Source organism: Steroidobacter sp., assembly GCF_036402275.1.
Lineage (GTDB): Bacteria > Pseudomonadota > Gammaproteobacteria > Steroidobacterales > Steroidobacteraceae > Steroidobacter.
Genome location: NZ_DASWTF010000040.1, coordinates 113,295 through 136,469 on the forward strand (window position 1 = coordinate 113,295; position 23,175 = coordinate 136,469).

23 protein-coding genes are annotated in these 23,175 nt (G+C 63.2%); 18 read left to right on the forward strand and 5 right to left on the reverse strand.

What is annotated here, in order from left to right; all coding sequences use genetic code 11:
- Positions 1 to 120 precede the first annotated feature (120 nt).
- The 4 genes from tal (at position 121) to VGD45_RS25140 (ending at position 3,222) form a co-directional block, all read left to right on the forward strand.
- The gene (gene tal, locus VGD45_RS25125; protein ID WP_331158125.1) at positions 121 to 1,227 is read left to right on the forward strand and encodes a transaldolase; all 1,107 of its coding nucleotides are present in this window, start codon (positions 121 to 123) and stop codon (positions 1,225 to 1,227) included.
- A 72-nt stretch (positions 1,228 to 1,299) separates the two neighbouring features.
- Positions 1,300 to 2,001 (forward strand): class D sortase, encoded by a 702-nt coding sequence (locus VGD45_RS25130; protein ID WP_331158126.1) that lies wholly within the window; start codon positions 1,300 to 1,302, stop codon positions 1,999 to 2,001.
- A gap of 10 nt (positions 2,002 to 2,011) precedes the next feature.
- Positions 2,012 to 2,650, forward strand: coding sequence for a hypothetical protein (locus VGD45_RS25135; protein ID WP_331158127.1), 639 nt, complete (start codon positions 2,012 to 2,014; stop codon positions 2,648 to 2,650).
- On the forward strand, positions 2,647 to 3,222 hold the full coding sequence (locus tag VGD45_RS25140; protein WP_331158128.1) for a hypothetical protein: 576 nt from the start codon (positions 2,647 to 2,649) through the stop codon (positions 3,220 to 3,222). Before VGD45_RS25135 ends, VGD45_RS25140 begins: the two co-directional genes overlap by 4 nt.
- 6 nt (positions 3,223 to 3,228) lie before the next feature.
- On the opposite strand, the gene VGD45_RS25145 is transcribed toward VGD45_RS25140, so the two are convergent.
- Positions 3,229 to 4,287, reverse strand: coding sequence for a DUF3187 family protein (locus tag VGD45_RS25145; protein ID WP_331158129.1), 1,059 nt, complete (start codon positions 4,285 to 4,287; stop codon positions 3,229 to 3,231).
- 191 nt (positions 4,288 to 4,478) lie between these two features.
- On the opposite strand from VGD45_RS25145, the gene VGD45_RS25150 reads away from it, so the two are divergent.
- The 6 genes from VGD45_RS25150 to VGD45_RS25175 all read left to right on the forward strand — a co-directional run bounded on the left by VGD45_RS25150 (position 4,479) and on the right by VGD45_RS25175 (position 10,840).
- On the forward strand, positions 4,479 to 5,228 hold the full coding sequence (locus VGD45_RS25150; RefSeq protein ID WP_331158130.1) for a DUF3313 domain-containing protein: 750 nt from the start codon (positions 4,479 to 4,481) through the stop codon (positions 5,226 to 5,228).
- Between the two features lie 24 nt (positions 5,229 to 5,252).
- Entirely contained in the window at positions 5,253 to 5,789 is a 537-nt protein-coding gene (locus VGD45_RS25155) for a YMGG-like glycine zipper-containing protein (protein WP_331158131.1), read from the forward strand.
- A 31-nt stretch (positions 5,790 to 5,820) separates the two neighbouring features.
- The gene (locus VGD45_RS25160) at positions 5,821 to 8,070 is read left to right on the forward strand and encodes a patatin-like phospholipase family protein (protein WP_331158132.1); all 2,250 of its coding nucleotides are present in this window, start codon (positions 5,821 to 5,823) and stop codon (positions 8,068 to 8,070) included.
- Positions 8,071 to 8,148: 78 nt separating this feature from the next.
- Complete coding sequence (locus tag VGD45_RS25165; protein ID WP_331158133.1) at positions 8,149 to 8,805, forward strand: DUF3313 family protein; 657 nt, start codon at positions 8,149 to 8,151, stop codon at positions 8,803 to 8,805.
- Positions 8,806 to 8,999: 194 nt separating this feature from the next.
- On the forward strand, positions 9,000 to 10,169 hold the full coding sequence (locus VGD45_RS25170) for a PAS domain-containing sensor histidine kinase (protein WP_331158134.1): 1,170 nt from the start codon (positions 9,000 to 9,002) through the stop codon (positions 10,167 to 10,169).
- 35 nt (positions 10,170 to 10,204) lie between these two features.
- Positions 10,205 to 10,840, forward strand: a complete 636-nt coding sequence (locus tag VGD45_RS25175) for a response regulator transcription factor (protein WP_331158135.1) — start codon at positions 10,205 to 10,207, stop codon at positions 10,838 to 10,840.
- Here VGD45_RS25175 and VGD45_RS25180 read toward each other — a convergent pair.
- Complete coding sequence (locus VGD45_RS25180) at positions 10,829 to 11,548, reverse strand: sensor histidine kinase (RefSeq protein WP_331158136.1); 720 nt, start codon at positions 11,546 to 11,548, stop codon at positions 10,829 to 10,831. The genes VGD45_RS25175 and VGD45_RS25180 overlap by 12 nt on opposite strands.
- 64 nt (positions 11,549 to 11,612) lie before the next feature.
- Between VGD45_RS25180 and VGD45_RS25185 the strand changes: the two genes are divergently transcribed.
- Entirely contained in the window at positions 11,613 to 13,643 is a 2,031-nt protein-coding gene (locus VGD45_RS25185; protein WP_331158137.1) for an MASE1 domain-containing protein, read from the forward strand.
- Positions 13,644 to 13,752: 109 nt separating this feature from the next.
- A complete protein-coding gene (locus tag VGD45_RS25190) occupies positions 13,753 to 14,124 on the forward strand; it encodes a response regulator (protein WP_331158138.1) in 372 nt (123 codons plus the stop codon).
- Here VGD45_RS25190 and VGD45_RS25195 read toward each other — a convergent pair.
- Positions 14,121 to 15,023, reverse strand: coding sequence for a helix-turn-helix domain-containing protein (locus VGD45_RS25195; protein WP_331158139.1), 903 nt, complete (start codon positions 15,021 to 15,023; stop codon positions 14,121 to 14,123). The genes VGD45_RS25190 and VGD45_RS25195 overlap by 4 nt on opposite strands.
- 138 nt (positions 15,024 to 15,161) lie before the next feature.
- Between VGD45_RS25195 and VGD45_RS25200 the strand changes: the two genes are divergently transcribed.
- The 6 genes from VGD45_RS25200 to VGD45_RS25225 all read left to right on the forward strand — a co-directional run bounded on the left by VGD45_RS25200 (position 15,162) and on the right by VGD45_RS25225 (position 21,279).
- Positions 15,162 to 15,710 carry a DUF4136 domain-containing protein gene (locus VGD45_RS25200; protein ID WP_331158140.1) on the forward strand — a complete coding sequence of 183 codons (549 nt, stop codon included), beginning with the start codon at positions 15,162 to 15,164 and terminating at the stop codon, positions 15,708 to 15,710.
- Positions 15,711 to 15,992: 282 nt separating this feature from the next.
- On the forward strand, positions 15,993 to 17,321 hold the full coding sequence (locus VGD45_RS25205; RefSeq protein ID WP_331158141.1) for an OmpA family protein: 1,329 nt from the start codon (positions 15,993 to 15,995) through the stop codon (positions 17,319 to 17,321).
- Between the two features lie 328 nt (positions 17,322 to 17,649).
- Positions 17,650 to 18,219, forward strand: a complete 570-nt coding sequence (locus tag VGD45_RS25210) for a DUF4136 domain-containing protein (RefSeq protein WP_331158142.1) — start codon at positions 17,650 to 17,652, stop codon at positions 18,217 to 18,219.
- A 9-nt stretch (positions 18,220 to 18,228) separates the two neighbouring features.
- Positions 18,229 to 18,762 (forward strand): DUF3302 domain-containing protein, encoded by a 534-nt coding sequence (locus tag VGD45_RS25215; protein WP_331158143.1) that lies wholly within the window; start codon positions 18,229 to 18,231, stop codon positions 18,760 to 18,762.
- Positions 18,762 to 19,898, forward strand: a complete 1,137-nt coding sequence (locus tag VGD45_RS25220) for an HlyD family secretion protein (RefSeq protein WP_331158144.1) — start codon at positions 18,762 to 18,764, stop codon at positions 19,896 to 19,898. Before VGD45_RS25215 ends, VGD45_RS25220 begins: the two co-directional genes overlap by 1 nt.
- A gap of 13 nt (positions 19,899 to 19,911) precedes the next feature.
- Positions 19,912 to 21,279: an efflux transporter outer membrane subunit gene (locus VGD45_RS25225; protein WP_331158145.1), complete on the forward strand. Its 1,368-nt coding sequence runs from the start codon at positions 19,912 to 19,914 to the stop codon at positions 21,277 to 21,279.
- A gap of 28 nt (positions 21,280 to 21,307) precedes the next feature.
- Here VGD45_RS25225 and VGD45_RS25230 read toward each other — a convergent pair whose 3' ends face one another.
- Together VGD45_RS25230 and guaD are read right to left on the reverse strand one after the other, a co-directional pair.
- Complete coding sequence (locus VGD45_RS25230; RefSeq protein WP_331158146.1) at positions 21,308 to 21,745, reverse strand: hypothetical protein; 438 nt, start codon at positions 21,743 to 21,745, stop codon at positions 21,308 to 21,310.
- Positions 21,738 to 23,102, reverse strand: coding sequence for a guanine deaminase (gene guaD / locus VGD45_RS25235; RefSeq protein ID WP_331158147.1), 1,365 nt, complete (start codon positions 23,100 to 23,102; stop codon positions 21,738 to 21,740). Before guaD ends, VGD45_RS25230 begins: the two co-directional genes overlap by 8 nt.
- Positions 23,103 to 23,175 lie beyond the last annotated feature (73 nt).

Consider the following 23,175-nt stretch of genomic DNA (forward strand, 5'->3'; position numbering starts at 1 on the left):
CCACCCTAGCGATGAGCGCCACCCGAGGTATACGCATGGAGTGCAAATAGCCTGCCCGCCGTTCGAGTGCAATGATGCGCGGCCTGTACAACGCTTGCGGTCTCGATGAGGGCTGCAGCCATGACCCACCCCAGCAATCCGCTACGCCGCGTTCATGCTTTGGGCCAGAGCATCTGGCTGGACGACATCCGTCGCGGCTGGCTGCGCGACGGCCACCTGGCCCGGCTGATCGCGGACGACCTGGTCGCGGGCGTGACTTCCAATCCGGCCATTTTCGCCAAGGCCATCAGTGAAGGCGCCGAATACAACGAGGCTATCGCGGAGCTGGCGCGCACCGGCCGCGGCATCGAGGAGATATACGAAACGCTGGCGCTGGAGGATGTGCAGGCGGCCGCGGATCTGTTTGCACAGACTTTCTCGGCCTCCAATGGCGCCGATGGCTTCGTCAGCCTGGAGGTGTCACCGCATCTGGCCGACGACGCCAAGGCCACGGTGGCCGAAGCATTACGGCTGTGGCGAGCGTTCGATCGCCCCAACGCCATGATCAAAGTGCCCGGGACGCAGGCGGGCCTGGCGGCCATCACCGAACTGATCGCCGCGGGCGTCAATCTCAATGTGACTTTGTTGTTCAGCGTCGAGCGTTATCGCGCGGTCGTGGATGCTTACCTGGCCGGCTTGGAACAACGGCTGAACGCCGACCAGCCGATCGACAAAGTCGCCTCGGTGGCGAGTTTCTTTTTGAGCCGTATCGATACGATGGTCGATGCCAGGCTCGACGCACTCAACACCATGGAGGCAAGCGTGATGCGTGGACGCGCGGCCATAGCCTGCGCGAGGCTCGCATATCAGTACCATAAACAGTGGACGGCCGGCCGGCGCTGGCAGGTTCTCGCAGCGGGCGGCGCGAAACCGCAACGATTGTTGTGGGCGTCCATGTCCAGCAAGAATCCCGCGTACAAGGACACGATGTATGTAGAAGAACTGATCGCGCCGAACACCGTAGCCACTTTGCCACCCGCGACCGTGGACGCCTACCGCGATCACGGCGAGCCGGCGGTGCGCATCGAAGACGATCTTGCCGGCGCTCTCGATACGATGCGGTTGCTGCACCATTTGGGAATCGATTCGAACGTCGTTGGCCGGCAACTGGAACGGGAGGGCGTGCAGAAGTTCAAGGAGCCATTCGATGCGTTGCTGGCGTCGCTGCGGACGCGCGTCGGGCGATGAATCGCAGTCGATGATCGGGAGCGTTGCGGAATTTCGATATCGCGGCCGGGTCGAGTCGACCACAGTTGTCTCATGCCAGTCTCCGCCCGGCGTACATCCTTCGTTTGCGCGACGTCATCGATGATCGGTGGCTTCGTCCTGCATCTGGTGCAACGGGTTCTATTGGGTGGCGGCCTTGCGATGATGCTGCTCAGTGTAGCCACGCTGGCGGCGGGCGAACTCGGCCGGCGCGCCGACATAGAGAGCTTTTCAGCCGAATCCGTCGAGGGCGAGTGGCAAACGCAAACGCCGCCCGACATGTCGCTGTGGTCGGCACGACGCGTGCGGGATTTCAAGCTGGCGCAGGCAGAAAACCTCGCCATGCCACTGGCCGTGTTGCGAGTGCCGACGCTGGGGCTGAGCGTGCCGGTGTATCCCAACACGACCGAGGTTCATTTGAATCGCGGCGTGGGCGTGATCGAAGGCATGGCGATGCCCGATCGCGGCGGCAACCTGGGTCTCGCCGGCCATCGCGACGGATTCTTCCGAGTATTGAAGGACATCGCGCCGGGCACGGTGATCGAGATTCAAACCCGTCGGCGCATGCATCGTTACCGCGTGTCGTCCATCGATATCGTCGACAAGACGGACGGCCGGCTGCTGGTCGATACCGACGATCCGACCATCACCCTCGTCACGTGCTATCCGTTCTATTTCGTCGGTGACGCTCCGCGTCGTTTCGTCGTGCGGGGCGTGTATCTCTGGCCGGCAGTCGCGGATCCCGCCAGCACATAGGAGCTTTGTCATGCGAACGATTTCATATCTCGTACCGATGGCGGTCCTGCTGGCCGCGGCGCAGACGGCGCAGGCACAACAGGTCGACTGTCAGTCCGTGCAGTTCAGCGACCGGGTCACTCAGAAATTCCCGCGAGTGCGCGAAGCTTGTCTCGACGTGATCGAGCGTGAAGGCCAGTTGATGGCCGTATTCAAGGCGGATCTGCTGCGAGTGCAGGGAAACAAGGTGCGCATCCGCCCGAAGTTGCCGGGCGGAGAGCAGGCCCCGGCGCAGACCGTGCAAGTCCCCCCGGAGCGACGTGTGCTGGTCGACGGTAAGAAATATCGGGTGGACGAGCTGTCGCTCGGGCAAGAGCTGACGATCTACGCGCGCGTCGACGAGCCGCTCCAGGCGCTCGCGCCAGCAGAGGAGACCGAGCCGGTCGAATTCGTCCCCGTCGAGGTCGAGCCGATGCGCATGGCGGCCGCCGCCGAGCCGGAGATGCCGACCACTGCCAGCGAGTTACCTGCGATTGGGTTGCTCGGCGTGCTGCTGGCGGCTCTCGGCGTGGCGCTCGAATTCGTGCGCCGAGTGCTCAAGCTGCGGTCCTTGATGGCTGCTGGCGTCGCTGGCCCGCGCGGTCAGACTTCCAGAGGAGAGTCTCCATGAACCGATCGCGCGCAGTGGCGTTTGCCATTCTGCTGGGTGCTGTCGGTTGCGCCAGCAAGCCGCCGGAGCCGATCTCTCGCGAGGAAAAGCTGGAGCTCACGGCGCAAGTCGAAGCAATCGACCGCGATAGCCGCATGGTGGCGTTGCGCGGCGCCGAGGGGCGCAAAGCCACTGTGTTCGCCGGACCCGACGTACGTAACTTCGATCAAATCAACGTCGGCGACGAGGTGGCGGTCACATTCTACGCAGCGATCGGCGCCGAGGTCGCGAAGCCGGAACAAGCCACGCAAGGCGTGCAGCAAGAGGGCGCGATGCTCAGGGCGGTCGAGGGCGCGCGACCGGCGGGCGCCATTGCCGAGATGATGACCACGACAGTCGAGATCGATGCGGTGGATACTTCCATGAACACCGTGACGTTTCGACGCCAGGACGGTCTGGTGCGGGTCCTGGCCATCCAGGATCCGAAGGCGCAGGCATTCATTCGCCAGCTGAAGCCGGGCGATCTGGTGAAAGTTTCTTATATGGAAGCGGTCGCGATCTCGGTCCGCCCGCTCGGCAAGTCGGGCCCCTGACGCGGATCACTGTCCGCTGTAGGCGAGCCCGAGCTGAAAGCCGACATCGGGCGTGTTGTTGTAGTTGCCGATGTTCTCGGTGATGGCGAACGTCCAGGTCCAGCGGCGCACGCTCGATTGAAGTCCCAGGCTGACCTGGTACTTGTTATCGCTGAGCTCGTCTATGCTCGTGCCGCGTACGACGCTGCGGCTCACATGGCCTTGCGCGATGATGCTTGCAGCCGGCGTCCAGGCGTAGCTGCCGGCGACGATCAGCGTGGGAATGAGCTCATCGGCGGCGGATTCGAGCCCGCCGCTGTAATGCACGGCGATGGCGCTGGCTTGCAAGGTGGCGCGGCCGAATCTGCGGCGCATCGCGGCCTGCAACCCCACGTCGATTTCCCCGGTCGATAACAGCAAACGTTCTCCGGCGACCGGCAGCTTCGCCGCGCCCTCCAATGCAAACTGCCATCGGCCCGCGAGCGACGACATATATCGCACTCCCACGATCGGATCGCCGAGCCCGCCGGTCACTTCGCGATCCAGCATCTGCAGGCGGGTGTCGCCGAAGTGATAAAGGATCTGAAAGCGATCGCGCGCCACCAGGTCGCGCCCCATCTGACTCAGCCCGGCGGCGTCGTGAAAATCCTCGATGAGCCGGTCCAGCCGACTGTGACCATAGTGAATGTAGGGCACCTCGACAAACGCGGCGAAGCGCTGCGTGAAACGTCGCTGCAGGATGAAGTCGAGCACGCCGACCTCGACATCGACGTAGTACGAATCGTGAGGAGCCATGAGCAGCGCTCGTGCATCCTCGGGTCGCAGCGGCAGCCGACCCTGGTCCCGGTCTTGCAAATAATCGTGCACGTCGTCGCTCATGACGAAGGTGTTCTGATACGCCGCTTGCAGCTCGGCCGTCCATCGGCCGATCGGCCGGTCGCTCATATCCGCCGGCCGCATATCGAGCCGTTGCAAGCCGAAAGGCGTGAGATCGCGAGCCCGCAGGACTGCAGGCTCCGGGCCGACTTGGGCGTGGGCCGTCGCGCAGATCAGAGCAGTGCAGGCGAACACTGGTGCGCGCATCATGAGCCTGGCGAGTGGCATCTGGGGCGGCCAGCGTGCCGCGCGCTATGCGATCGCACTATCTAATATGCGCAGGCCATCGCTGCCGCGGCGGTCCGCTGTTGCTGCTGCGGAATCTTGATAGCGGTGACTCTCGCTCCGTCGGACGATGTCCACCGGCCTGGGTTCGTTTTTTCAGGTCGTGGGAGATGGCGATGAACGAGCGAATGCACATTCTGGCGCAATGGATGCTGTTCTCCCTGATCGTCGCGCTGTCGCCCCCGGCGCTGGCCGAGGAGAACGAAGGCGCTTTCCTGCGCGACTATTCGAAACTCGCGCCGGCCCCGGACAATCCATTCGAGGAGCTGTACATCGCGCCGGACGCCATGAAGCGCGCCGCCCAATACACGGCTGTCATGATCGATCAGCCGGAGATTTTCGTGCATCCGGACTCGAAGTATCAGGGCATCAAGCCGGATGACATGAAGGCGATCGCCGACAGCTTGCGCGAGGCGGTCGCCAACGAGCTGAAGAGCGGCTATCAAGTGGTCGATCAGCCGGCGACCAACGTGCTCTACGTGCGCCTGGCGATCGGCGACGTCATGCTGCAGAAGAAGAAGCGGCCCATTCTCGCCTACACACCCATCGGCGCGGTGGTGCACGCCGGGAAAAACATGGCCAAGGAAGTGACCGAGAAAATCGATCTCAACGACTTCAAGATCGAAGGAGAAGTGCTCGACAGCGGGTCGCTCGAGCAACTCGGCGCCATGACCGCGAGCCGCGGCAGCCTCACCGCCGAGACCGACAAGCCCGTGTCATGGGAGCGGCTGCACGACTTGTTTGCAACGGTGGGCAAACGTCTGCGCTGCCGCCTGGACAACTCGAAAGTGTCCGAAGAGCAATGGACCCATTGCGGCAAGATCGGCCTGTCGAGCTCCGCCGACCTGCAATCCGCCGCCCGATGAGCTATGTGAGAAAGCGAGGCGATCATGACTACTTCCAACTTGGCTCAGCGCGCGGGCGCGTTCGTCGCTCTCGGAGTCATGGCTTTCGCATCGTTGGCGCAGGCGCCGCCGCCGAGCGGTGGGAAATCGCTCGCGGCCTCCGCCGGCGTGTTCGCATATCCCGCCAAAGGCCAGAAGCCCGATAAGCAGGCGCAGGACGAGGGGGAATGTTACAACTGGTCGAAACAACAATCGGGCTACGACCCCATGCAGCCGCCGCCGGCGGCAACGCCGGCTCAGGAGACAGGGCCCGTCCGCGACGGCTCTCGTGCGCGTAGCGCGGCGCGGGGCGCAGTGGCTGGCGCTGTGATCGGCGAAGTGGCGGGAGATGACGCAGGCAAGGGCGCCGCCGTCGGAGCGGTCGCCGGAACTCTGGCTGGGGGACGCCAGAGCCGCATGGCGCAATCACAAAGACAGCAACAAGCGGAACAGGACGCGCGAGCGCAGGAACAGGCATTGAAAGATGCTTTCAAGCGCGGCATGGCGGTTTGTCTGGAGGCGCGCGGCTACACCGTCAAATAAACGGCCGATGACGACTCTATGAGGCGAGGCCGTGACACAGCACGACAGCCGGTCAGTCGCTTCGATCTTGGTGGTGCTTCTCGCATCGTGGGTCGCGACGTTGCATGCAGAGGAAGCACCCGCGACTGCCTCCGCCGATCGTGTCCGGGTCGGTCTGGTGCTCGGTGGCGGTGGAGCACGCGGAGCGGCGCATGTCGGCGTGTTGCGCGTCCTGGAAGAATTTCGTGTCCCGATCGATTGCGTTGCCGGCACCAGCATGGGGGCGCTGGTCGGCGCCGCTTACGCCAGTGGCATGAGCAGCGAGCAGATCGAGGAAGTGATCGTCGACATCGACTGGACCGAAACCTTCGGCGGCAGCGGCATGCGCGAGCTGTTGCCGGTGCATTTGAAGAGCGGGCGCGCGACTTACAGTAACAAGCTCGAGTTCGGCATCGGCCGGCGCGGCTTGCTGGTGCCTGGCGGGCTGGTGCAGAGTCAACAGATCGATTCGCTGTTACGAACCATCGTCGGCCAGGCGCGCTATCACGACAGCTTCGATGAGCTGCCCATTCCATTTCGCGCGGTGGCCACCGACGTGGGATCCGGTGAGATGCTGGTCCTCGGCGGAGGCGATTTGTCCGTGGCGATGCGAGCGAGCATGGCTGTGCCGGGCGCATTCGCGCCGGTGCGAGTGGACGATCGCGTGCTGGTCGATGGGGGGCTGGTGCGCAACCTGCCCGTCGATATCGCCCGGGATATGTGCGCCGACGTGGTCATCGCATCGTCGCTGGTCGAGCCACAACCGACGGTCGAGAATCTGCAGTCGGCGTTGGCCATCGTCGGCCAGATGATCGACGTGATGATCAAGAACAACGAGCGTGCGCAGCTCGCCTCCTTGAACGACGATGACGTGGCCATCCTCATTTCGCTGCCCGGCATGACCTCGGCAGATTTCGAGAAAGCGCCGACGGCGATTCCGCTCGGCGATCGGGCGGCGCGCGAGGTGGCATCGCGACTTGCCCGGTACAGTGTGTCGCCGGAGGAATATGCCCGATGGCGCGACGGGGTTGCTCGCGCAGCTACCGGCGCGCCGAAGATCGTCGCGGTCGACGAGATTCGCGTCGAGGGCTTGCAACGAACCAACGCGGACGTGGTCCGCCGTCATATCAGCAGCCGCGTCGGTGAGCCGCTGAGCGAACAACAGATCGTTGCCGACGCACAGCGGATTTTCGCGCGCGGCGATTACGAGAAGGTCGATTACAACCTGGAGCGGACGGAACAGGGCGCCGTGCTGCAATTTCTCCCGACCGAGAAACCCTGGGGCCCGAACTATCTGCGCTTCGACCTCGGCCTCATGTCCTCGACCGGCGGCGATACTGCATACATATTGCGCGCCGATCACTCGCGAGAGTGGCTCAACTCGCTCGGCGCACGCTGGAGCAACGCGTTGCAGATCGGGCGCACGGCGTTGCTGGAGACCCGGCTGTTTCAGCCGCTGGATCGAGGTGAGTGGCTGTTCGTCGAGCCCAGATTGAGCTGGAGCCGTGAGCAGCAGAACGTGTATCGAGGCAGTGACCGGGTGGCGCGTTACGATCTGAAAGATATCACCGGCGGTCTCGATGTGGGCCTGTCGCTCGGCACCTGGGGCGAGTGGCGCTTTGGCATCGAGCGCTCAGTGACGGATTACACGGTCGATACCGGTACCCTGTTGCTGTCCGAGTTCGAGAACGTCGGGCGCGGCGCCTGGACTTCGCGCTTCACGATCGATACACGCGACTCGGGCTACGTCCCCTCGAAGGGACTGTATGCGAGACTGGATGTGTTGGCCGCCGACGCGGCGCTGGGATCGGATGACGAATACGAGCGCGTCGAGCTGTTCGTGCAACACCCCCGTCAGTTCGGCAACGATCTCATTTATTTCGAAGCGGGCGCGGGCACGGACTTCGATGGCAGCGCGCCCGATTACGATTTGTTTACTCTCGGCGGAGCGGGTCAGCTCTCGGCTTTCCAGGAACAGGAGCTGCGCGGACACGAGTATGCGTACGGGCGCGTCGGCTATCTGCGCAAGGTCACGGATCTGAAGACGCTGCTCGGGCAATCGCTGTATGCGGGTATGAGCATCGAAGCCGGCAACATGTTCGATCGGTTCGATGGCTCGGCGGGCCGGGGCGCCATCCTCGGCGCCAGCATTTTTTTCGGCGGGCGCACGCCGCTCGGGCCGCTGTTGATCTCGCTGGGACACGCCGAGAGCGGACACCAGGCGGCTTACCTGCAACTCGGCCGGCCGATCAAGGAGCGCTGATCGCTGCGGGAATTTGATAGCGCGTCGGAGTACGGTCCGTGACGATTCTCATGACGCAACCGATTGCAAGGTGATGCCATGTCGTTACCCCCGGCTGGAGCGCTGCTCGCGATATTGATGTGCTCGGCGGTGTCGTTTCCAGCCGCGCTGGCCAGGGACCAGCCACCTGCGGTGAGCCATGACGGGCTGAAGCTTGCGAGCAGCAAGAACGTCGCGCTCCTATATATACGCGAGGGCGCGACTCTGGCCGGTTACCGGAAGGTGATCCTCGATCCGGTGCACGTGGCGTTCGACAAGGACTGGAGCAAGGACCGCCGCGATATCGATGCGGACGATCGCGAGCGCATCCTCAACGGCCTGGCGGAGGAGTTTCGCGAGGTGTTCACTGAAGAGCTCGAGCGAAGCGGTGACTATGAAGTCGTGACCGATGCCGCGCCGGATGTGCTGCGGGTGACGGCGGCGATTGTGGACCTGTATGTCACGGCGCCCGATGTCGCCAGGCCCGGCCGAACCTATACGTACACCGTGTCCAGCGGGCGCATGACGCTGATCGCCGAGCTGCGGGACAGTGAGACCCGCGCGATCCTCGCGCGGGTCGCCGACCGCAAAGAAGCTTCGAACCACGTGAACTTCCAATGGAGCAATCGGGCCACCAACACCGCCGATGCCCGGCGCATTCTGAGGTCCTGGGCCGGCGCGCTTCGTAAGGGACTCGATTCCGCGCGTGGCACGTAGGCCGGAGCTTGCGAGACGTCGGTGAACGCCGCTTCCTATCGGCGACCATGGAAACAAGGTGCGTCATTTGTTACGGGACCATACGGACTTTGCATGCGGAGGGACGGGTGCTACGGTGCTTCGGTTTCTCCGGACATCCACGACCAGGGACGATAGCCAGGCCGAACAGGTCGGTGGGGAGCAGGGGGGCTGAGATGGCTGCGACGCCAAGCCGTCAGACCGGCGACGCGACACTGCGCGCCGCCATCTGCGACCAGGCCCCCGTGATGATCTGGCAAGCTCAGCCTGACGGTCTGCTGGATTATTTCAACGAACGGGTCTTTGAATATTCCGGCAACACCTATGAGCAACTCGTGGGTTCGGGCTGGTTGCGCCTGCTGCATCCCGACGATCGGCAGCGAGTCGTGCACCGCTGGGCGTACTCTCTGGCCACTCGCGCCCCCTACGAAATCGAGTTCCGCATTCGCAAGCGTGACAAGGCTTATCGCTGGTTTCTGGCGCAGGCCGTGCCGACGATCTCGGCGGATAAACGGCACTTGCAATGGGTCGGCGCCTGCACCGAAGTGCAAAGATATGTGGCGAGCCTGCCGGGCGCGGACCGCGCGGATTCAAACGCGACGAGAATGTTACATGAGACCACGTGGGCGCCGTGGTTGCACCAGCGGGCGCTCGAAGGTGTCGCACGAAAAGCCACCGCGCGCGAGGCGTCGCGTGCAATCGCCCACCTTCTCAATCAGCCATTGACCGCGATCCTGAGCAATGCTCAGGCTTTGCAGGGAATGCTCAACGGCGCCACGGAGCCCGACGAGCTGAATCATGCAGTGGCGGACATCGTTACCGAGGTACGCCGCGCCATCCAGGTGCTGCGCGACTGGCGTGTGACATTGCAGGGAGCCTCGTTACAGCTCTCCAACGTCCGCATCGACGACCTCGTTCGAGATGCAGCGGCATTGATTCTCGGCGACCTGATCGCCAATCGCTGCGAGCTCGAGTTGCGACTATCGCCGCACTCGCCGGAGGTGAGCGCCGACGCAGGGCAGATGCAGTATGCACTCGCGATGTTGATCATGAATGCCTGCGAGGCGATGACGGACCTGCCGGTGGAAGCCCGCCGCATCCGGGTGCGGACATTCCAGGATTCGGTCCAGCATGCTTGCATCGAAGTCGCCGATCACGGCCCGGGTGTCCGCAGCGCCGTGCTGAGAGTGTTCGAAGCGCCACCGAGCATGCGCCTGCCGGGATCGGGCATGGGAATGTCCATTTGCAAGGGAATCGTGGAAGCGCACGGCGGACGCTTGCAGCTCGCCCGCGGGCTGGCGCCGGAGGAAGCGGTGCTGCGCGTCGAATTGCCTGTCGCAAACTGAAGTGGCCTGGGGGAGCGAGGGCGGGAGGAATCGCCATGAGTACAACAATCTCGACTGTGCACGTCGTGGAGGATGAGCCTGCGGTACTACGCTCGCTAACGCGCCTGTTATCGAACGCCGGACTGCGGGTTCGCGGCTATCAGTCTCCTCACGAGTTTCTGTCGCAATTCGATCGCGAGGCGAGCGGCTGCGTCGTGCTCGATCTGTGCCTGCCGGGCATGACCGGGCTCGACCTTCAGGAGCAACTGACGCGCAAAGGCTGCGTGCAGCCGGTCGTGTTCGTCACGGGTAACGCCGATGTTTCGGCAAGCGTACGTGCGATGCGCGCGGGAGCACTGCATTTCCTCATCAAACCCGTCGAGGCGCAAGCGTTACTCGATTGCGTGCATGAGGCGCTTCGGCGCAGCGCCGTGGACCTGCGCAAACGTATCGATCGGTCGCTCGTGCAGCAGCGTGCCGCCACGTTGACCCCGCGCGAGCGGCAGGTGTTCGAGGGCGTCGTCAACGGCATGATGAACAAGCAGATCGCCGCGAACTTCGGCGTCAGCGAGAAAACCATCAAAGTGCATCGCGGACGGGTCATGCACAAGATGGGAGCGCAGACGGTGGCGCAACTCGTGCGCATGTCGGATCAGATGAGCTCGCCAGCGCCGGAATCGTTAAACGGCTGACTGCGTCCGGTTGAAGCGCAACACCCCTCGACCTCCGGGGCCGGGGTGCATATGGAATTGTCCCTGCAGCCGTGCAGCCAGGTGTTCCACCAGCCTCAGCCCGGAGTGGCGCCCACCGATCTGGCACGGGCGGATGCCCGGGCCATTGTCTTCCACGCGCAGCTCCAGCGCGTCGCCGCTCGTTTTGAGGCTGACGCGGACGCAGCCGCGTTGGGCTGTGACGCCGTGCTTGATGGCGTTGGTGAGCAACTCGTTGACGATCAATCCCAGCGGCAAGGCGGCCGAGCTGGGCAGCTCCACGGGATCGCTGTCGACGATGAGAGCAAAGTTGCAGGGCGAGGCCGCCTGGATGTTCCGGCTCAGCTCGCGTAACAGATCGTCGCAGCGCACCGTCTGCCCGTGTCCAGCCCGTTGCAAGATCGATTGGATCTGCGCGGCGGCATTGAGCTTGCTCGCGACGGCATCGAGCGCGAAGCGCGCCTCCTGGTTGACCGCGCTACGGCGGGCCATGCTGAGCACGCTCAACATCATTTGCGTATTGTTCTTGACCCGATGATCGTATTCTTCGAAGCGTAGCTCGAGCTCCTGGAAACGACGGCAGAGGTCCTCGACGCCGTCTGCCTGGAGCTGAGACTGCTGCCGCCCGCCCGGGCGCATCCGCTTCAACATGGCCAGCATCGTTCGTGGTCTCGTAGTGAATGTTTGCATCGGAGAATCCATGAACACGGCAGCGCCGCCAATGCGACCTTGGTCTCACGGGCAGCGACGAAGCATGCCGATCGCGATCGGGGCGCTGCTGCTCGCCGTGAGTTACTTCCTCGGCGTGCACGCGGGATTCGCGTTGACATCGGATCATGCGCCGGTGGCGCTGCTCTGGCCGCCCAATGCAGTGCTGCTGTCCGCGCTGCTGCTTTCGCCGAAGCGCGCCTGGCCCATTCTCATTGCCGTCACGTTACCTGCCCATCTGCTCGCCGAAATGTCGGCGCAGGTGCCGATGTCGATGGTGTTGCTATGGTTCGTCAGCAATGTCACGGAGGCGCTGATCGGAGCGTTCGTCATCCGTGGTTACTTGCATCGCGCCCCGCAATTCGATCGCTTCCACGACTTGATCGTGTTTCTGATCGGCGCAGTGTTGCTGGGCGCGGTGCTCTCGTCCTTTCTGGACACGGCTTTCGTCGCTGCGATCGGCTGGCGTTACAGCGATTTCTGGACGGTGTATCGCACGCGCCTGCTATCGAACGTTCTTGCGACCTTGACGCTGGCGCCGCTAATTTTGCACCTGGCGCAGGCCGGAGGCCGTTTTACTCGCCGCCGTGGCGTGCGAGACCAGATCGAGATCGCCGTGCTCCTGATCGGTTTGTGGGGCGCCTGCGCGTTGGTTTTTCTACAGCCACATCCCGACGCGAACGACTTCATGCGTCCGTACATGATACTGCCGTTGCTGGTTTGGGCGGCCATGCGGCTAAGTGTCAGCGGCCTGTGCCTGTGCATGCTCAGTGTCGCGGCGTTCGCGATCAGCGGCCTGCTGGACGGGCGCGGCCCGTTCGCCGCCAGCGATCCAGCCGCCGGTGTCGTCGGGTTGCAGTTGTTTCTCATTATCTCGGCGGTGTCGCTGTTATTACATTGCGTCTCCCTGGGCGAGTTGCGTAATGCACAGCAGGTCGCGGTCCAGCATGGCGAGCGGCTGCAACTCGCCCTGAGCGCCGCGCGGATGGGTATTTGGGACTGGGAAGTCGGCTCGCAGCGGCTCATGTGGTCGAATCCTGCATATAACCTCGCCGGACAGGCGCTGCAGTACGAGACCAGCATGACGCGCATGCTCGAACGTATCCATCCGGACGATCGTGCGGCCGTGAGCGCGGCATTCGCCGACGTGGCGAACGGCGCCGATCACCTGGAGGTGGAGTTTCGCTGGTCGGGCGCCGACGATCGCGGCAGCGATTCCGGCTGGGCCTCGGCGATCGGCAAGGTGAGCGAGCGCGACGGCGGGCGGCGCCTGCTCGGCGTGCACGTGAATGTCAGCGAACGCAAGAATCAGGAATTCCAGGTGCAGCAGCAACTCAACCAGATCTCTCACTTGAGCCGCGTGGCGATGCTCGGCGAGCTTTCCGGTGCGCTGGCGCACGAGCTCAGTCAACCTCTGACGGCCATTCTGGCAAATGCGCAGGCGGCTCGCCGCTGGTTGCAGCAGGGCGCGGTCGGTGAAATCCACGAGGTCGTCGACGACATCATCGCGGAAAACAAACGCGCCTCTGAAGTGATCCGGCGGCTGCGCGCGCTGTTCGCACGCGGTACCGCCGATTCAGGGCCCGTGGACGTCAACGAATGTGTGCGCGACGTGCTCTCGCTCGCTCACAGCGATCTGGTTGCTCGAAACATCATGGCGGAGGTGCGGCTCGCAGCGAACCTGCCGGACGTGTGGGCGGACCGGATTCAGTTGCAGCAGGTGCTGCTCAATCTGATACTCAATGCCTGCGATGCGATGCGCGAGAACAATCCGGGAGAGCGTTATCTGCGTATCAGCACACGGCTGACGGAGGAGGGAGAAATCGGCATCGAAGTGTGCGACCGGGGGACTGGCATCGGCGATCTCGAAAAAATCTTCGAGCCGTTCTATACGACCAAGCAGCACGGCTTGGGCTTGGGGCTCGCGATCTGCCAGACCATCGTAGGCGCGCACCGCGGGCGCCTCTGGGCTTCGAACAATAGCGATCGAGGCGCGACCATCCACATCATTCTGCCATTGCTGACATCGATCTCCGATCGCCGGATTGCAGCGGGTAGCGACCATCCTGCGACCTGAAGAGGATTCGTGGCGGGACCAATGTCTAATCGTTGCGCGGCCCCCTTTGTGATATCACAATCGTTGCATCGCTCGACCCATCTTGCATTTATCGGAGCGGCTTACCGAAATGAAGCGTCTGTCTGTCGCGGTGATCGACGATGAGCCGGCAGTGCGCAAAGGATTGTCGCGCCTGCTGAGGACGGCCGAATTCGAGGCGCGGACCTATGAATCCGCACAGCAGTTCCTGGATCGCTTGCCCGCCGAGCGTCCCGACTGTTTGATCATGGACTTGCAGATGCCAGGCGTCTCCGGCATGGAGCTGCAAGCAATTCTCCGGCGCGACGATGTGCGGCTTCCCGTGATCATCATGACGGCGCGCGATGACCCGGAATCCCACGACAAATGCGTGGCGTTAGGCGCCGCGGCGTGCCTCTGCAAACCGTTGGACTGCGACACGCTGGTCGATGTAATCCATTCCGTGACGGCATCGCAGAATTAGAAACCGCTGGCAGACCGGGCTTCCCGCGGCTGCAGCGACGTTTCAGAAAGCGCTCGCCGACGTGTGATCGAGGGGCTTTCGCCAAAAAACTTCTGATAGTCCGCCGCGAACTGGCTGAGGTGCCAGAAGCCGGTGTCCAGCGCGATGGCTGTGATGGTGCGCCGGGCGGCGGCGGACGAACATAACAAACGCCGTACACGATTCAATCGCAACGCTTTGATGTACGACACCGGCGATACGCCGAACAGCTCCCGAAAGCCATATTCCAGGGTTCGCGAGCGGATGCCGGCGGCTTCGCACACGCTCGCGATGCGCAGCGCACCGCCCAGGTTCGCGTGGATATATTGCCGTCCCCGTTCGACACATAGAGCACGATGGTTGCTGGAGGAGCTTTCGGACGGATGTGAGACGAGCGACAGCCCGGTCAGACTGTCGCGCAGCTCGAGGCAGGTGGCATTGTGTGACAGCAGCGCGGAGGGCAGCGTCGCACACTTGTCGAGCGGATCGTGCAAGGATGAGATCATTGCGCGTATTCGCGAGAGCGCGTCCGCGTTACCGGCGAGACGATATGTTCCGCGAGGGGCATGACTCGCAGTGGCTGCTCTCGCGTCGATCCGACACAGGATCGCTTCAGCGGGCGCTCGACAGATCAATGTCAGGTCGGCGTCGCCGGTCACGAGACAGTGCTCCGGGCCGCAGTGGACACCGCTGCAATAGATGGACTCGGCGGTGTTCGACAGTACGAAACATGCACTGCCACGCAGACCGCGCACCCGTATCAAGGCCGGTAAATTACTGCCGATCCGGCACGTCAGCACCGAGTCGAAAGCGACGCTGCTGTCCGAACCGTCCAGCCGGCCCGGCGCCAATTGTTCGATGTCGACGATCTGCTGGTCCATGCCGCACGATAGTGGCAGCGGTTCGACGGCGGGAAGCGTGCGAGCGCGACGCGGGCTTGCCTCTCGTACGGATGGGATGACGTGCTGCCTTGCTGAATATTACCCACGAGGCAACATCACAATCGTGGTGGATGAATCATGCAAGCCGCACGCGCAAGAATTCTCGGCATCGCTCTTCTGATTCTCGCGGCGTGCACGACGGGACCCACAATTCGCAGCCACACGGACCCGTCGGCCAATCTGTCACAATTCCGTTCCTTCGGTTTCATTTCTCAAGGGCAGTCCTATGCGAGTTTCGTGTCCCGGTACATCGAGTCCGCCGTCGCCGATGAAATGGTCGCGCGCGGCTACGTACGCTCCGACACGCCGGACTTGCTGATCAACTTCCACGTGCAGACCCAGGACAAGCTGCAGGTCACACAGACGCCGACGCATTACTACGGCTGGCGCCGCGGTTATACCTGGGCCGGCCCGCACGGCGGATATGAAACAGACGTTCGCCAGTACAAGGAAGGCACGCTGAACATCGACATCGTGGATCGCACGCGCAATCAGCTCGTCTGGGAGGGCATCGCCGTCGGCCGCATCCAGACCAAATCCATGGACGATCCAGAGCCGGCGATCAAGGCGGTGGTCGCGCAGGTCTTCGCGAAATACCCGGGCAGAGCGGCGCCGGGCGGCGCCTGAAGAAAGTCACAAGAACATCCTCGAAGATCATCCTCGCAGGTCATCGCCATGAGCGCGAATGGCGGGACCGAAAAATTCCAGGCCGATCCGCACTGGCGCGATCATCTGCTGTTCTTCGAATACTTCGCCGCGCCGCGACGCTGAGCCGAAACTTCCTCGCGCTGTTGCTTTCTCGTCGAAACGTTCGGGCGGGTGTCGGCGCTTCTGCCCTTCGCGCGGATGGTTTGAGCGCAGACGCAGCGTACCGTTTCAGCCATCGCGGAGCGCGACACGGGAGTAAACATGAGCTGGCAAATCAAAGCGGCAGTTGCTGTCGCAACCGGTCTTGCGTTGGGCAGCCCGGCTGCATTCGCGCAAGAGACTCCATGGGGTTTCGAGGTCACGCCCTATCTGTGGGGTGGAGGCATCGATGGCGATGTGACGCTGCGCGGTCACAAGGTCGAGGTGGATCGCGGCTTCGACGATCTGGTCGATCGGCTCGACTTCAGCGGCTCGTTGCTGAGCATCGGGTATCGCGATCATTTCGTCGTCTATACGCAGCTCGACTACATCTCCACCGACACCGACGAGCTCGATGCGGACGAGCAACCCGCCAGCGGCCAGGTGCGCCTGGAATCGGATTTCTTCGCCGGCACGCTCGGGCTCGGTTATATCTTCGGCGACGCCAACTCGCGTCGCCACTTCGACCTGCTGCTGGGCGCGAAGTATCTCAGCGTGGAGAACGATCTCACGCTGGGCAACATCGGTCAGTTCAAGCGTGACAAGGATTATCTGGACCCGGTGCTGATCGGCCGTCCGAGCTTTCGTCTCACGGAGCGCTGGCTGTTCAATCCGACGTTCCAGATCGGCGGCGGCGTGGATGCGGACCTGATCTGGGAGTTGCAGCCGCAGTTCCAGTTCCAGATCAACGACAACGTCGGTCTGCGCATCGGCTATCGCAACATGTACTACGATCTGGAATCCGAGAACGGGGCGAACAAGTTCGACGGCTCGTATCGAGGGTTTGTCATCGGCCTGGGCGGCACGTTCGGTAACCGGCCGTATTACTTGTCGAAGAGCGAGCCTGAGCCAGCGCCGGCGCCCGCGATGGCGGCCACCACGCCGCCTCCGCCAGCGCCGATGGTCGCGCCGGAGCCGCCGGGCGATGGCGATGGCGATGGCGTTGCCGACCACATCGATAAATGCAAGAGCACCGCGTCCGGAGTGGTCGTCGATGCACTCGGCTGCGGTTTCAACACGACCTTGGCGGTGCAGTTCGAGACCAACTCCGCGACGCTGACACCCGAGTCCAATGCCGAGCTGGATCGCATCGTCGAAGTGATGCGTGCTTCGCCGACGATCGCGGGCTACGTCGAGGGCTACACGGATTCCACCGGCACGGCTGCTTACAACAAACAGCTGTCGGCGAAGCGGGCCAAAGCCGTCGCCGATTATCTGATCGCGCAAGGCATCAGCCGCGATCGAGTCATTCCGCGCGGCCACGGTCAGGCGGATCCAGTCGCAAGTAACGGCACGGAAGAAGGACGGGCGCAGAATCGGCGCGTCCTGTTACGGCGCGTGGATGCGGATGAGGATTCGGATCAGGTGCGATACACCTCGGATCAAGAGTAAGGCCGGAGCGAGAGTCAGCCACGACCAGTCACGGGTCGACATGCGTAAGAACAAAAACAAACGCACGTATGTGCAGCGCCGGGCCGAGTTCAGGTACTTGGCCATACTCGCAACGCCGCTGCTGCTCCCAGTGGGAGTAGCAGCGGCGGAGAGCGGCCTGAGCGACTCCACCATGGACATTTCGAGCTGCTGCCGAATTCGCTCGAGTACTGGCGCCCGACCGGAATGGTCTTGTTTTCGGCGGCGGCTGAGCAGTAAGTGCAAGAGGCACGCACTGCGGGCCTGGGCACGACTTCAGGGCGCGCAGCGGCCAGTGTTTATTGAACCCATGAGGCGATCGGTACTGTGCGCGGCGCTGTTGATGTTCGCGATGTCCGCGATCGGCGGATGCGCGAGCAGTCCGCAGTATTTCTACAACGTCGATAGTGCGGCCAACCTCGCCAACTATCGCACTTTCGGATTTTTTGACGAGCGCGAGCCGGGGATGGCCGCCTATCAATCGGTGGCGCACCGTCATCTCAAGTCGGCCATCGTCCGGGAACTGCTGGCGCGCGGCTATCGGCGTTCGGAACAGCCCGAGTTGCTGGTCAACATTCACGTGCAGCGTCGCGACCAGGCGCCGGCTGCTCGAGAGGGCGGCGGGTCGGATTACTACACCTATCGCGGCGATCATTACGCCTGGCGCGCCGGCGTGCCGACTGTGGCGAGCGACTACTCCGATGGAACCCTCAACATCGATGTGATCGATCCCGCTTCCCGCGCGCTGCTATGGGAAGGCATCGCCGTCGGCAGCGTCAGTCAACGGATGTATGAAAGCCTGGAAGCGACCATCGACTCGGTGGTCGCGAAACTGTTCGAACGCTTTCCCAAACAATCGCCGTCCCAGGCGTCAACCTAGCGTGCGGTCATGGCCAGTGCAGATGCCAGCTCTTTCCAGGATTCCGCGGCGGACGTGATCGCGATCATCGTCCTGATCATCGTTCCCGTGGTGGTCATCGGGTTGTTCTGGCTGGTGCACATTCTTCCCGAGAAGATCGCCGAGCAGCGCCACCACCCGCAAAAGGAAGCCATCAAGGTGCTGTGCCTGCTGTCGCTGGCCTTCGGCGGCATGCTGTGGCCGCTTGCCTGGTTGTGGGCCTACTCCAAACCGGTGTTGCACAAGCTCGCTTACGGTCGCGACAAACACGACGACTACTTTCTCGAGCTCGAGCGTCAGGCTCAGGGCGACGCGGTTGCCACGAGCGACACAGCCACGTTGCGCGCCGAGCTCGAGAGCCTTCGCATGGAGATGCGGATGCTCGCCTCTCGCGGCACCTCGGCGACCGAGTTGCAGCCGTTGCAACAACGGCTCGACGTCGTCGAACGCACGATGCAGGAGCGTGAGCCGCTGAAGGTGCGCGAGCCGATGGAAGCGCCCGAGCGGCTGGAGGCGCGGCACTGATGGAAGTCCTGATCCTGTCGATCTACGCCTTCTTCGTCTGGCTGATTTTCATCAAGCTGAAGTGGCTGCCGTGGACCACGGTGTCGCAGGTGATCGTGGTCGTGATCCCGATCGTGGGTCTCACGGCGACGATCCTGCTGCTGAACGTCTATGCACCTTCGTCGCCGGACGTGCGAGTCATCAACTATGTGGTGCAGGTCGTCCCGCAAGTCCGCGGCCGGGTCATCGACGTTCCCGTCGAGGGCAACCGGCCGGTCAAGGAAGGCGACGTGCTGTTTCGCATCGACCCGACGCCGTTCCAGCTGGAGGTGCGTGTGCTGGAAGCCAAGCTCGCCAACGCCGAAGGCGGGCTGGTGAGTCAGAACGAGCAACTGCGCTCGGCCGTGAGTCAGACAGCATCGATCCGCCCCAAGCTGGCGTTGGCCCGCGACCGCGTGCGGCAGACCCGGGAGCTGGCGCAAACCGGCGCGGGCGATCGTTTCAGTCTCGAGGAGGCCACCACCAATTTGCAGCAGCTCGAAGCGCAGCTTGCCGCGAGCCTGGCACAGGAAGCGCAGATTCGCGCACAGCTCGCGGCGGTCGTCGGCCAGGACCAGGCGGAGATCGCGGAGATCAAAGCAAACCTGGAACGCGCGCGCTGGGAGCTGACGCAAACGATGTTCTATGCGCCCACCGACGGCACGGTGATCAACCTGCAACTGCGCCCCGGCCAGATGGCCACGGCGCTGGGGGCGTTGCCGGTCATGACGTTCGTGGAAGAGAAGTTTCAGGTGATCGCACTGTTCCAGCAGAACGAGTTGCACCAGGTCCGGCCGGGCGATGAAGCGGAGATCGCGCTGAAGACCTATCCGGGACGCATCATCAAAGCCAAAGTGAATTCCATCGTGTGGGCCCAGGGACAGGGCCAGCTGCCGATGAGTGGGCAGGTGCCGCAGACCGGCGTCGCCAAACTGCCCCCGGGGCGCTTCGCCGTGCGGCTGGATATCGCTCCACGCGACCATGAATTGTTCCTGGCCGCGGGCGCCATGGGCGACGGCGCCATCTACACGCAACACGGACATCACATTCACATCATTCGCAAAGTGATCTTGCGGGTGGGCTCGTATCTGAACTGGCTGATCCTGAAACTGCATTGACAAGGACAAACATATGGGCAGCAGGCATGTCTTTGCTCTGCTCGTGACAGTGGGCGCGGCTGGTTGTGCTCTGGCCCCGCCACCCGGCCGCGAGCAGATCGCGAGCAAAGCTCTGCCCAATATGAATGTTCCGTCGAACTGGTCGTCGCCGGCGGCGGCCGGTGCGGTGGCAAGCGGCTGGGTCACTCAGTTCGACGAGCCGCGGTTGCAGGCGTTGATCGCCGACGCGCTCGAGTTCAATACCGACCTTCGAGCGGCTGCGGCGCGCGTCGAAGCTGCCGCCGCCTACATACGGATCGCCGGTGGGGAGCTGTATCCAGCAGTCACCGGACTCTATCGTGAAGGGGACGAGTCGGGCGCCGGCATCGACGCCACATATGTGCGTGCGGCATGGGAGCTCGATGTGTGGGGGCGCATCCGCTATGGCGTGCGCAGCGCTCGCGACGAGCACGCGGCCGCGCAGGAAGAATATGACTTTGCGCGTTCTTCGTTGGCGGCTCTCGTCATCAAGTCGTGGTTTCTGGTCACGGAAGCGACGCTGCAGAGGCAGCTGCTCACCGAAATCGTGAATTCTTCGACGTCACTGGTGCAGTTCTCGGAAGAACGGGCTCGTATCGGGATTGGCAGCGACTTCGATGTTTCCTCGGCGCGCGTCAGCCTGGAAAGCTACCGCGACAGCCTGGCGCAAGTGGAGCTTTCGCGTCAGCAGGCGATCCGCGCTCTGGAACTGCTGGTCGGCCGTTACCCGGCGGCGGAGCTCGAAGCGGCGCAAAGCTTGCCAGAGATCGCCGGCAGCACTCCCGCCGGGTTGCCATCGGAGCTGCTGGAGCGACGACCTGACATCGTCGCCGCGCAACGCCGCGTCGACGCCGCCTTCAACCTGGTGCAGGAAGCGCGTGCCGCCCGATTGCCCAGCATATCCATCAGCGGTACAGGCTCGCATCTGTCGAGCGATTTATTCATCCTGCAGGATCGCGACGACGTCGAATGGAGCGCGGGCGGCACGATACTGGCGCCGCTGTTCAGGGGCGGCGCGCTGGCGGCCCAGGTGAGAGTGCGGACCGCCGAGCAGGACGCGGCTATCGCAGCCTTCGGCACCACGGTGCTCAAGGCGTTCAGCGAAGTGGAAGATGCGCTGTCGAGTGAGCGATCCATGCAGCAGCGCGAAGCCATTCTGACGACTGCGGCGACGGAGGCCGAGCGTGCCGTCGGTTTCGCGCAAACCCGCTATCGCGTCGGCGCCGGTGACCTGCGAGCCGTGCAACAACAACAGCTGTCTTATCACTCCACTCGCATGAGCCTGCTGCGCGTGCAGAGCGAACGTCGCGTACAGCGAGTGAATCTGCACCTCGCTTTGGGCGGCGACTTCGAACCCAGCTGATCGACGGCGCCGATCGACGGGCGGCGTGTTATTCCTGCATGCGCTCGCTCATCTTCTTCTCCGGCTTGGGCACGGTGTTGCATTTGCCGAAGACCACATACGCGCCTTCCCGATCGGCGACTGCTACTTTGATGACGCCGGTCTGCTTGTGGATCAGCGCGCTCCAGGCGAACAACAGGTCGGCGCCTTGCAGCACCAGCGCCTCCGCATTGGTGGTGGTGTGGGCAACCTTCAGCAGCTGCGTGCGATAAGGCGAGCGCACTTGTTTGTTAGCAAAGTCGACACGGAACAACGGCTCCTTCTTGGTCACCGGTTGCAGCGGACCGCAGCTCGGCTTGCCCGGCAGGCAGTCATAGCCATTGTCCACCAGGCATTCCAGCGGCTCGGAGCCGTCGAACGGTCCCGCCAGTGCGGCGCCGGCCGCGAACGAGGCTACTGCCAAGACAACTAGTCGCAGGCTACTCATAGCTTTGGTCCTGTCGTGTTTCAATGTGCCGGCTTTCGCGGCGGTACGCCAGTTTGCCGGCGACGTACGTGGCGAGAATCGCGCGTTCGTCGGCAAGCGCCATCTGCACGAACAGCGCTTCCTCCAGGTCTTCGCATTCCCGCATCCGGTACTCGATCACGGGCGTCGATTTGAGATCGAGCACGATGACATCGGCTTCGTGACCGACCGCGATGCTGCCGATTTTGTCTTCCAGATACAGGGCGCGCGCGCCGCCGCGAGTCGCCAGATAGAACGCCAGGGCGGCCGAAAGATCGTAACCGTTGAGCTTCGCCGCCTCGTACGTTCTCTTCAGTGTTCGCAGCATCGAGAACGAAGCGCCGGCCCCGATATCGGTCGCGAGACCGACCCGTACCGGGCGTTCGCTGGTCAGCGCGCTCTTCAGATTGAAGACCCCGCTGCCCAGGAATGCGTTGGCGCTCGGGCAATGAGCGATCGCGGCGCCTGTTTCGTGACAGCGCCGGAGCTCGGCTTCGCTGAGCCAGACACCGTGCGCGTAAATCGAGCGTGGCCCCAGCTGTTTGTAGTAGTCGTGCACATCGAGGCAGCCGTGGCGCTGCGGATAAAAATCCTTGACCCAGCCGGCCTCGGCGCGATTCTCCGCCACATGTGACTGCAGATACGTTCCAGGATGTTCCGCCCACAGCAGGCCAGCCATTTCCATCTGCGCCGGGGTGCTGGTGAGAGAGAACTTCGGCGTCACGCAATACAGCTGGCGACCTCTGTCGTGCCACCGCAGGATGAGCGATTTGGAATCGTCATAGCCGCGACGAGGCGTGTCTGTGAGCGCCTGTGGCGCGTGTCGGTCCATGAGTATCTTGCCGGCGATCATGCGCATGTCGAGCGCGTTCGCTTCCTCGAAAAACGCGTCGACCGCCTGCGGATGCACCGTGCAGCACACACAGGCCGTCGTCGTGCCGGCGCGCAGGCACTCGCGCAAAAATACTTTCGCCACTTCGCGGGCATGCGCCTTCGAGGCGAACTTCTGCTCGGCGAGGAACGTGTATCCGTTGAGCCAGTCGGTCAATTGCTCGCCGCAGTCGCCGATACACTCGGTCTGTGGATAGTGCGCGTGACAGTCGATGAAGCCCGCCAGCATCAGCGTGTCCTTGCCCGTTCGCTCCACGAGCGTGTCGGCAGGCAGCTGAAATAAAACGCGCCGCGCCGGCCCGAAGTGCGTGATCTTGCCTTCGGACATGCAGACGATGGCGTCGGAATCGTAGCGCATCGACAAATGGGCGCCGACGCGGAAGGGGTCGTCCGTGTATGTCAGCGCGGCTCCGCGCAATGCGTGATATTTGTAATCGATGCTGATCATCGCGGACCGTTCAGGCACCAGACCCGGGCATATCACTACTCGACAGCCTAGCGACACCGCTGTTGCCATGGAT

What these genes read in the sequence shown, in the direction of transcription:
- VGD45_RS25215 (WP_331158143.1), top strand. Translation starts at nt 18,229, where the DNA reads ATGGCCAGTGCAGATGCCAGCTCTTTCCAGGATTCCGCGGCGGACGTG.
- VGD45_RS25130 (WP_331158126.1), top strand. Translation starts at nt 1,300, where the DNA reads ATGCCAGTCTCCGCCCGGCGTACATCCTTCGTTTGCGCGACGTCATCG.
- VGD45_RS25175 (WP_331158135.1), top strand. Translation starts at nt 10,205, where the DNA reads ATGAGTACAACAATCTCGACTGTGCACGTCGTGGAGGATGAGCCTGCG.
- VGD45_RS25210 (WP_331158142.1), top strand. Translation starts at nt 17,650, where the DNA reads ATGAGGCGATCGGTACTGTGCGCGGCGCTGTTGATGTTCGCGATGTCC.
- VGD45_RS25150 (WP_331158130.1), top strand. Translation starts at nt 4,479, where the DNA reads ATGAACGAGCGAATGCACATTCTGGCGCAATGGATGCTGTTCTCCCTG.
- VGD45_RS25190 (WP_331158138.1), top strand. Translation starts at nt 13,753, where the DNA reads ATGAAGCGTCTGTCTGTCGCGGTGATCGACGATGAGCCGGCAGTGCGC.
- VGD45_RS25180 (WP_331158136.1), bottom strand. Translation starts at nt 11,548, where the DNA reads ATGCAAACATTCACTACGAGACCACGAACGATGCTGGCCATGTTGAAG.
- guaD (WP_331158147.1), bottom strand. Translation starts at nt 23,102, where the DNA reads ATGATCAGCATCGATTACAAATATCACGCATTGCGCGGAGCCGCGCTG.
- VGD45_RS25225 (WP_331158145.1), top strand. Translation starts at nt 19,912, where the DNA reads ATGGGCAGCAGGCATGTCTTTGCTCTGCTCGTGACAGTGGGCGCGGCT.
- VGD45_RS25185 (WP_331158137.1), top strand. Translation starts at nt 11,613, where the DNA reads ATGCCGATCGCGATCGGGGCGCTGCTGCTCGCCGTGAGTTACTTCCTC.
- VGD45_RS25155 (WP_331158131.1), top strand. Translation starts at nt 5,253, where the DNA reads ATGACTACTTCCAACTTGGCTCAGCGCGCGGGCGCGTTCGTCGCTCTC.
- VGD45_RS25200 (WP_331158140.1), top strand. Translation starts at nt 15,162, where the DNA reads ATGCAAGCCGCACGCGCAAGAATTCTCGGCATCGCTCTTCTGATTCTC.
- VGD45_RS25165 (WP_331158133.1), top strand. Translation starts at nt 8,149, where the DNA reads ATGTCGTTACCCCCGGCTGGAGCGCTGCTCGCGATATTGATGTGCTCG.
- VGD45_RS25220 (WP_331158144.1), top strand. Translation starts at nt 18,762, where the DNA reads ATGGAAGTCCTGATCCTGTCGATCTACGCCTTCTTCGTCTGGCTGATT.
- VGD45_RS25195 (WP_331158139.1), bottom strand. Translation starts at nt 15,023, where the DNA reads ATGGACCAGCAGATCGTCGACATCGAACAATTGGCGCCGGGCCGGCTG.
- tal (WP_331158125.1), top strand. Translation starts at nt 121, where the DNA reads ATGACCCACCCCAGCAATCCGCTACGCCGCGTTCATGCTTTGGGCCAG.
- VGD45_RS25170 (WP_331158134.1), top strand. Translation starts at nt 9,000, where the DNA reads ATGGCTGCGACGCCAAGCCGTCAGACCGGCGACGCGACACTGCGCGCC.
- VGD45_RS25205 (WP_331158141.1), top strand. Translation starts at nt 15,993, where the DNA reads ATGAGCTGGCAAATCAAAGCGGCAGTTGCTGTCGCAACCGGTCTTGCG.
- VGD45_RS25140 (WP_331158128.1), top strand. Translation starts at nt 2,647, where the DNA reads ATGAACCGATCGCGCGCAGTGGCGTTTGCCATTCTGCTGGGTGCTGTC.
- VGD45_RS25230 (WP_331158146.1), bottom strand. Translation starts at nt 21,745, where the DNA reads ATGAGTAGCCTGCGACTAGTTGTCTTGGCAGTAGCCTCGTTCGCGGCC.
- VGD45_RS25135 (WP_331158127.1), top strand. Translation starts at nt 2,012, where the DNA reads ATGCGAACGATTTCATATCTCGTACCGATGGCGGTCCTGCTGGCCGCG.
- VGD45_RS25145 (WP_331158129.1), bottom strand. Translation starts at nt 4,287, where the DNA reads ATGATGCGCGCACCAGTGTTCGCCTGCACTGCTCTGATCTGCGCGACG.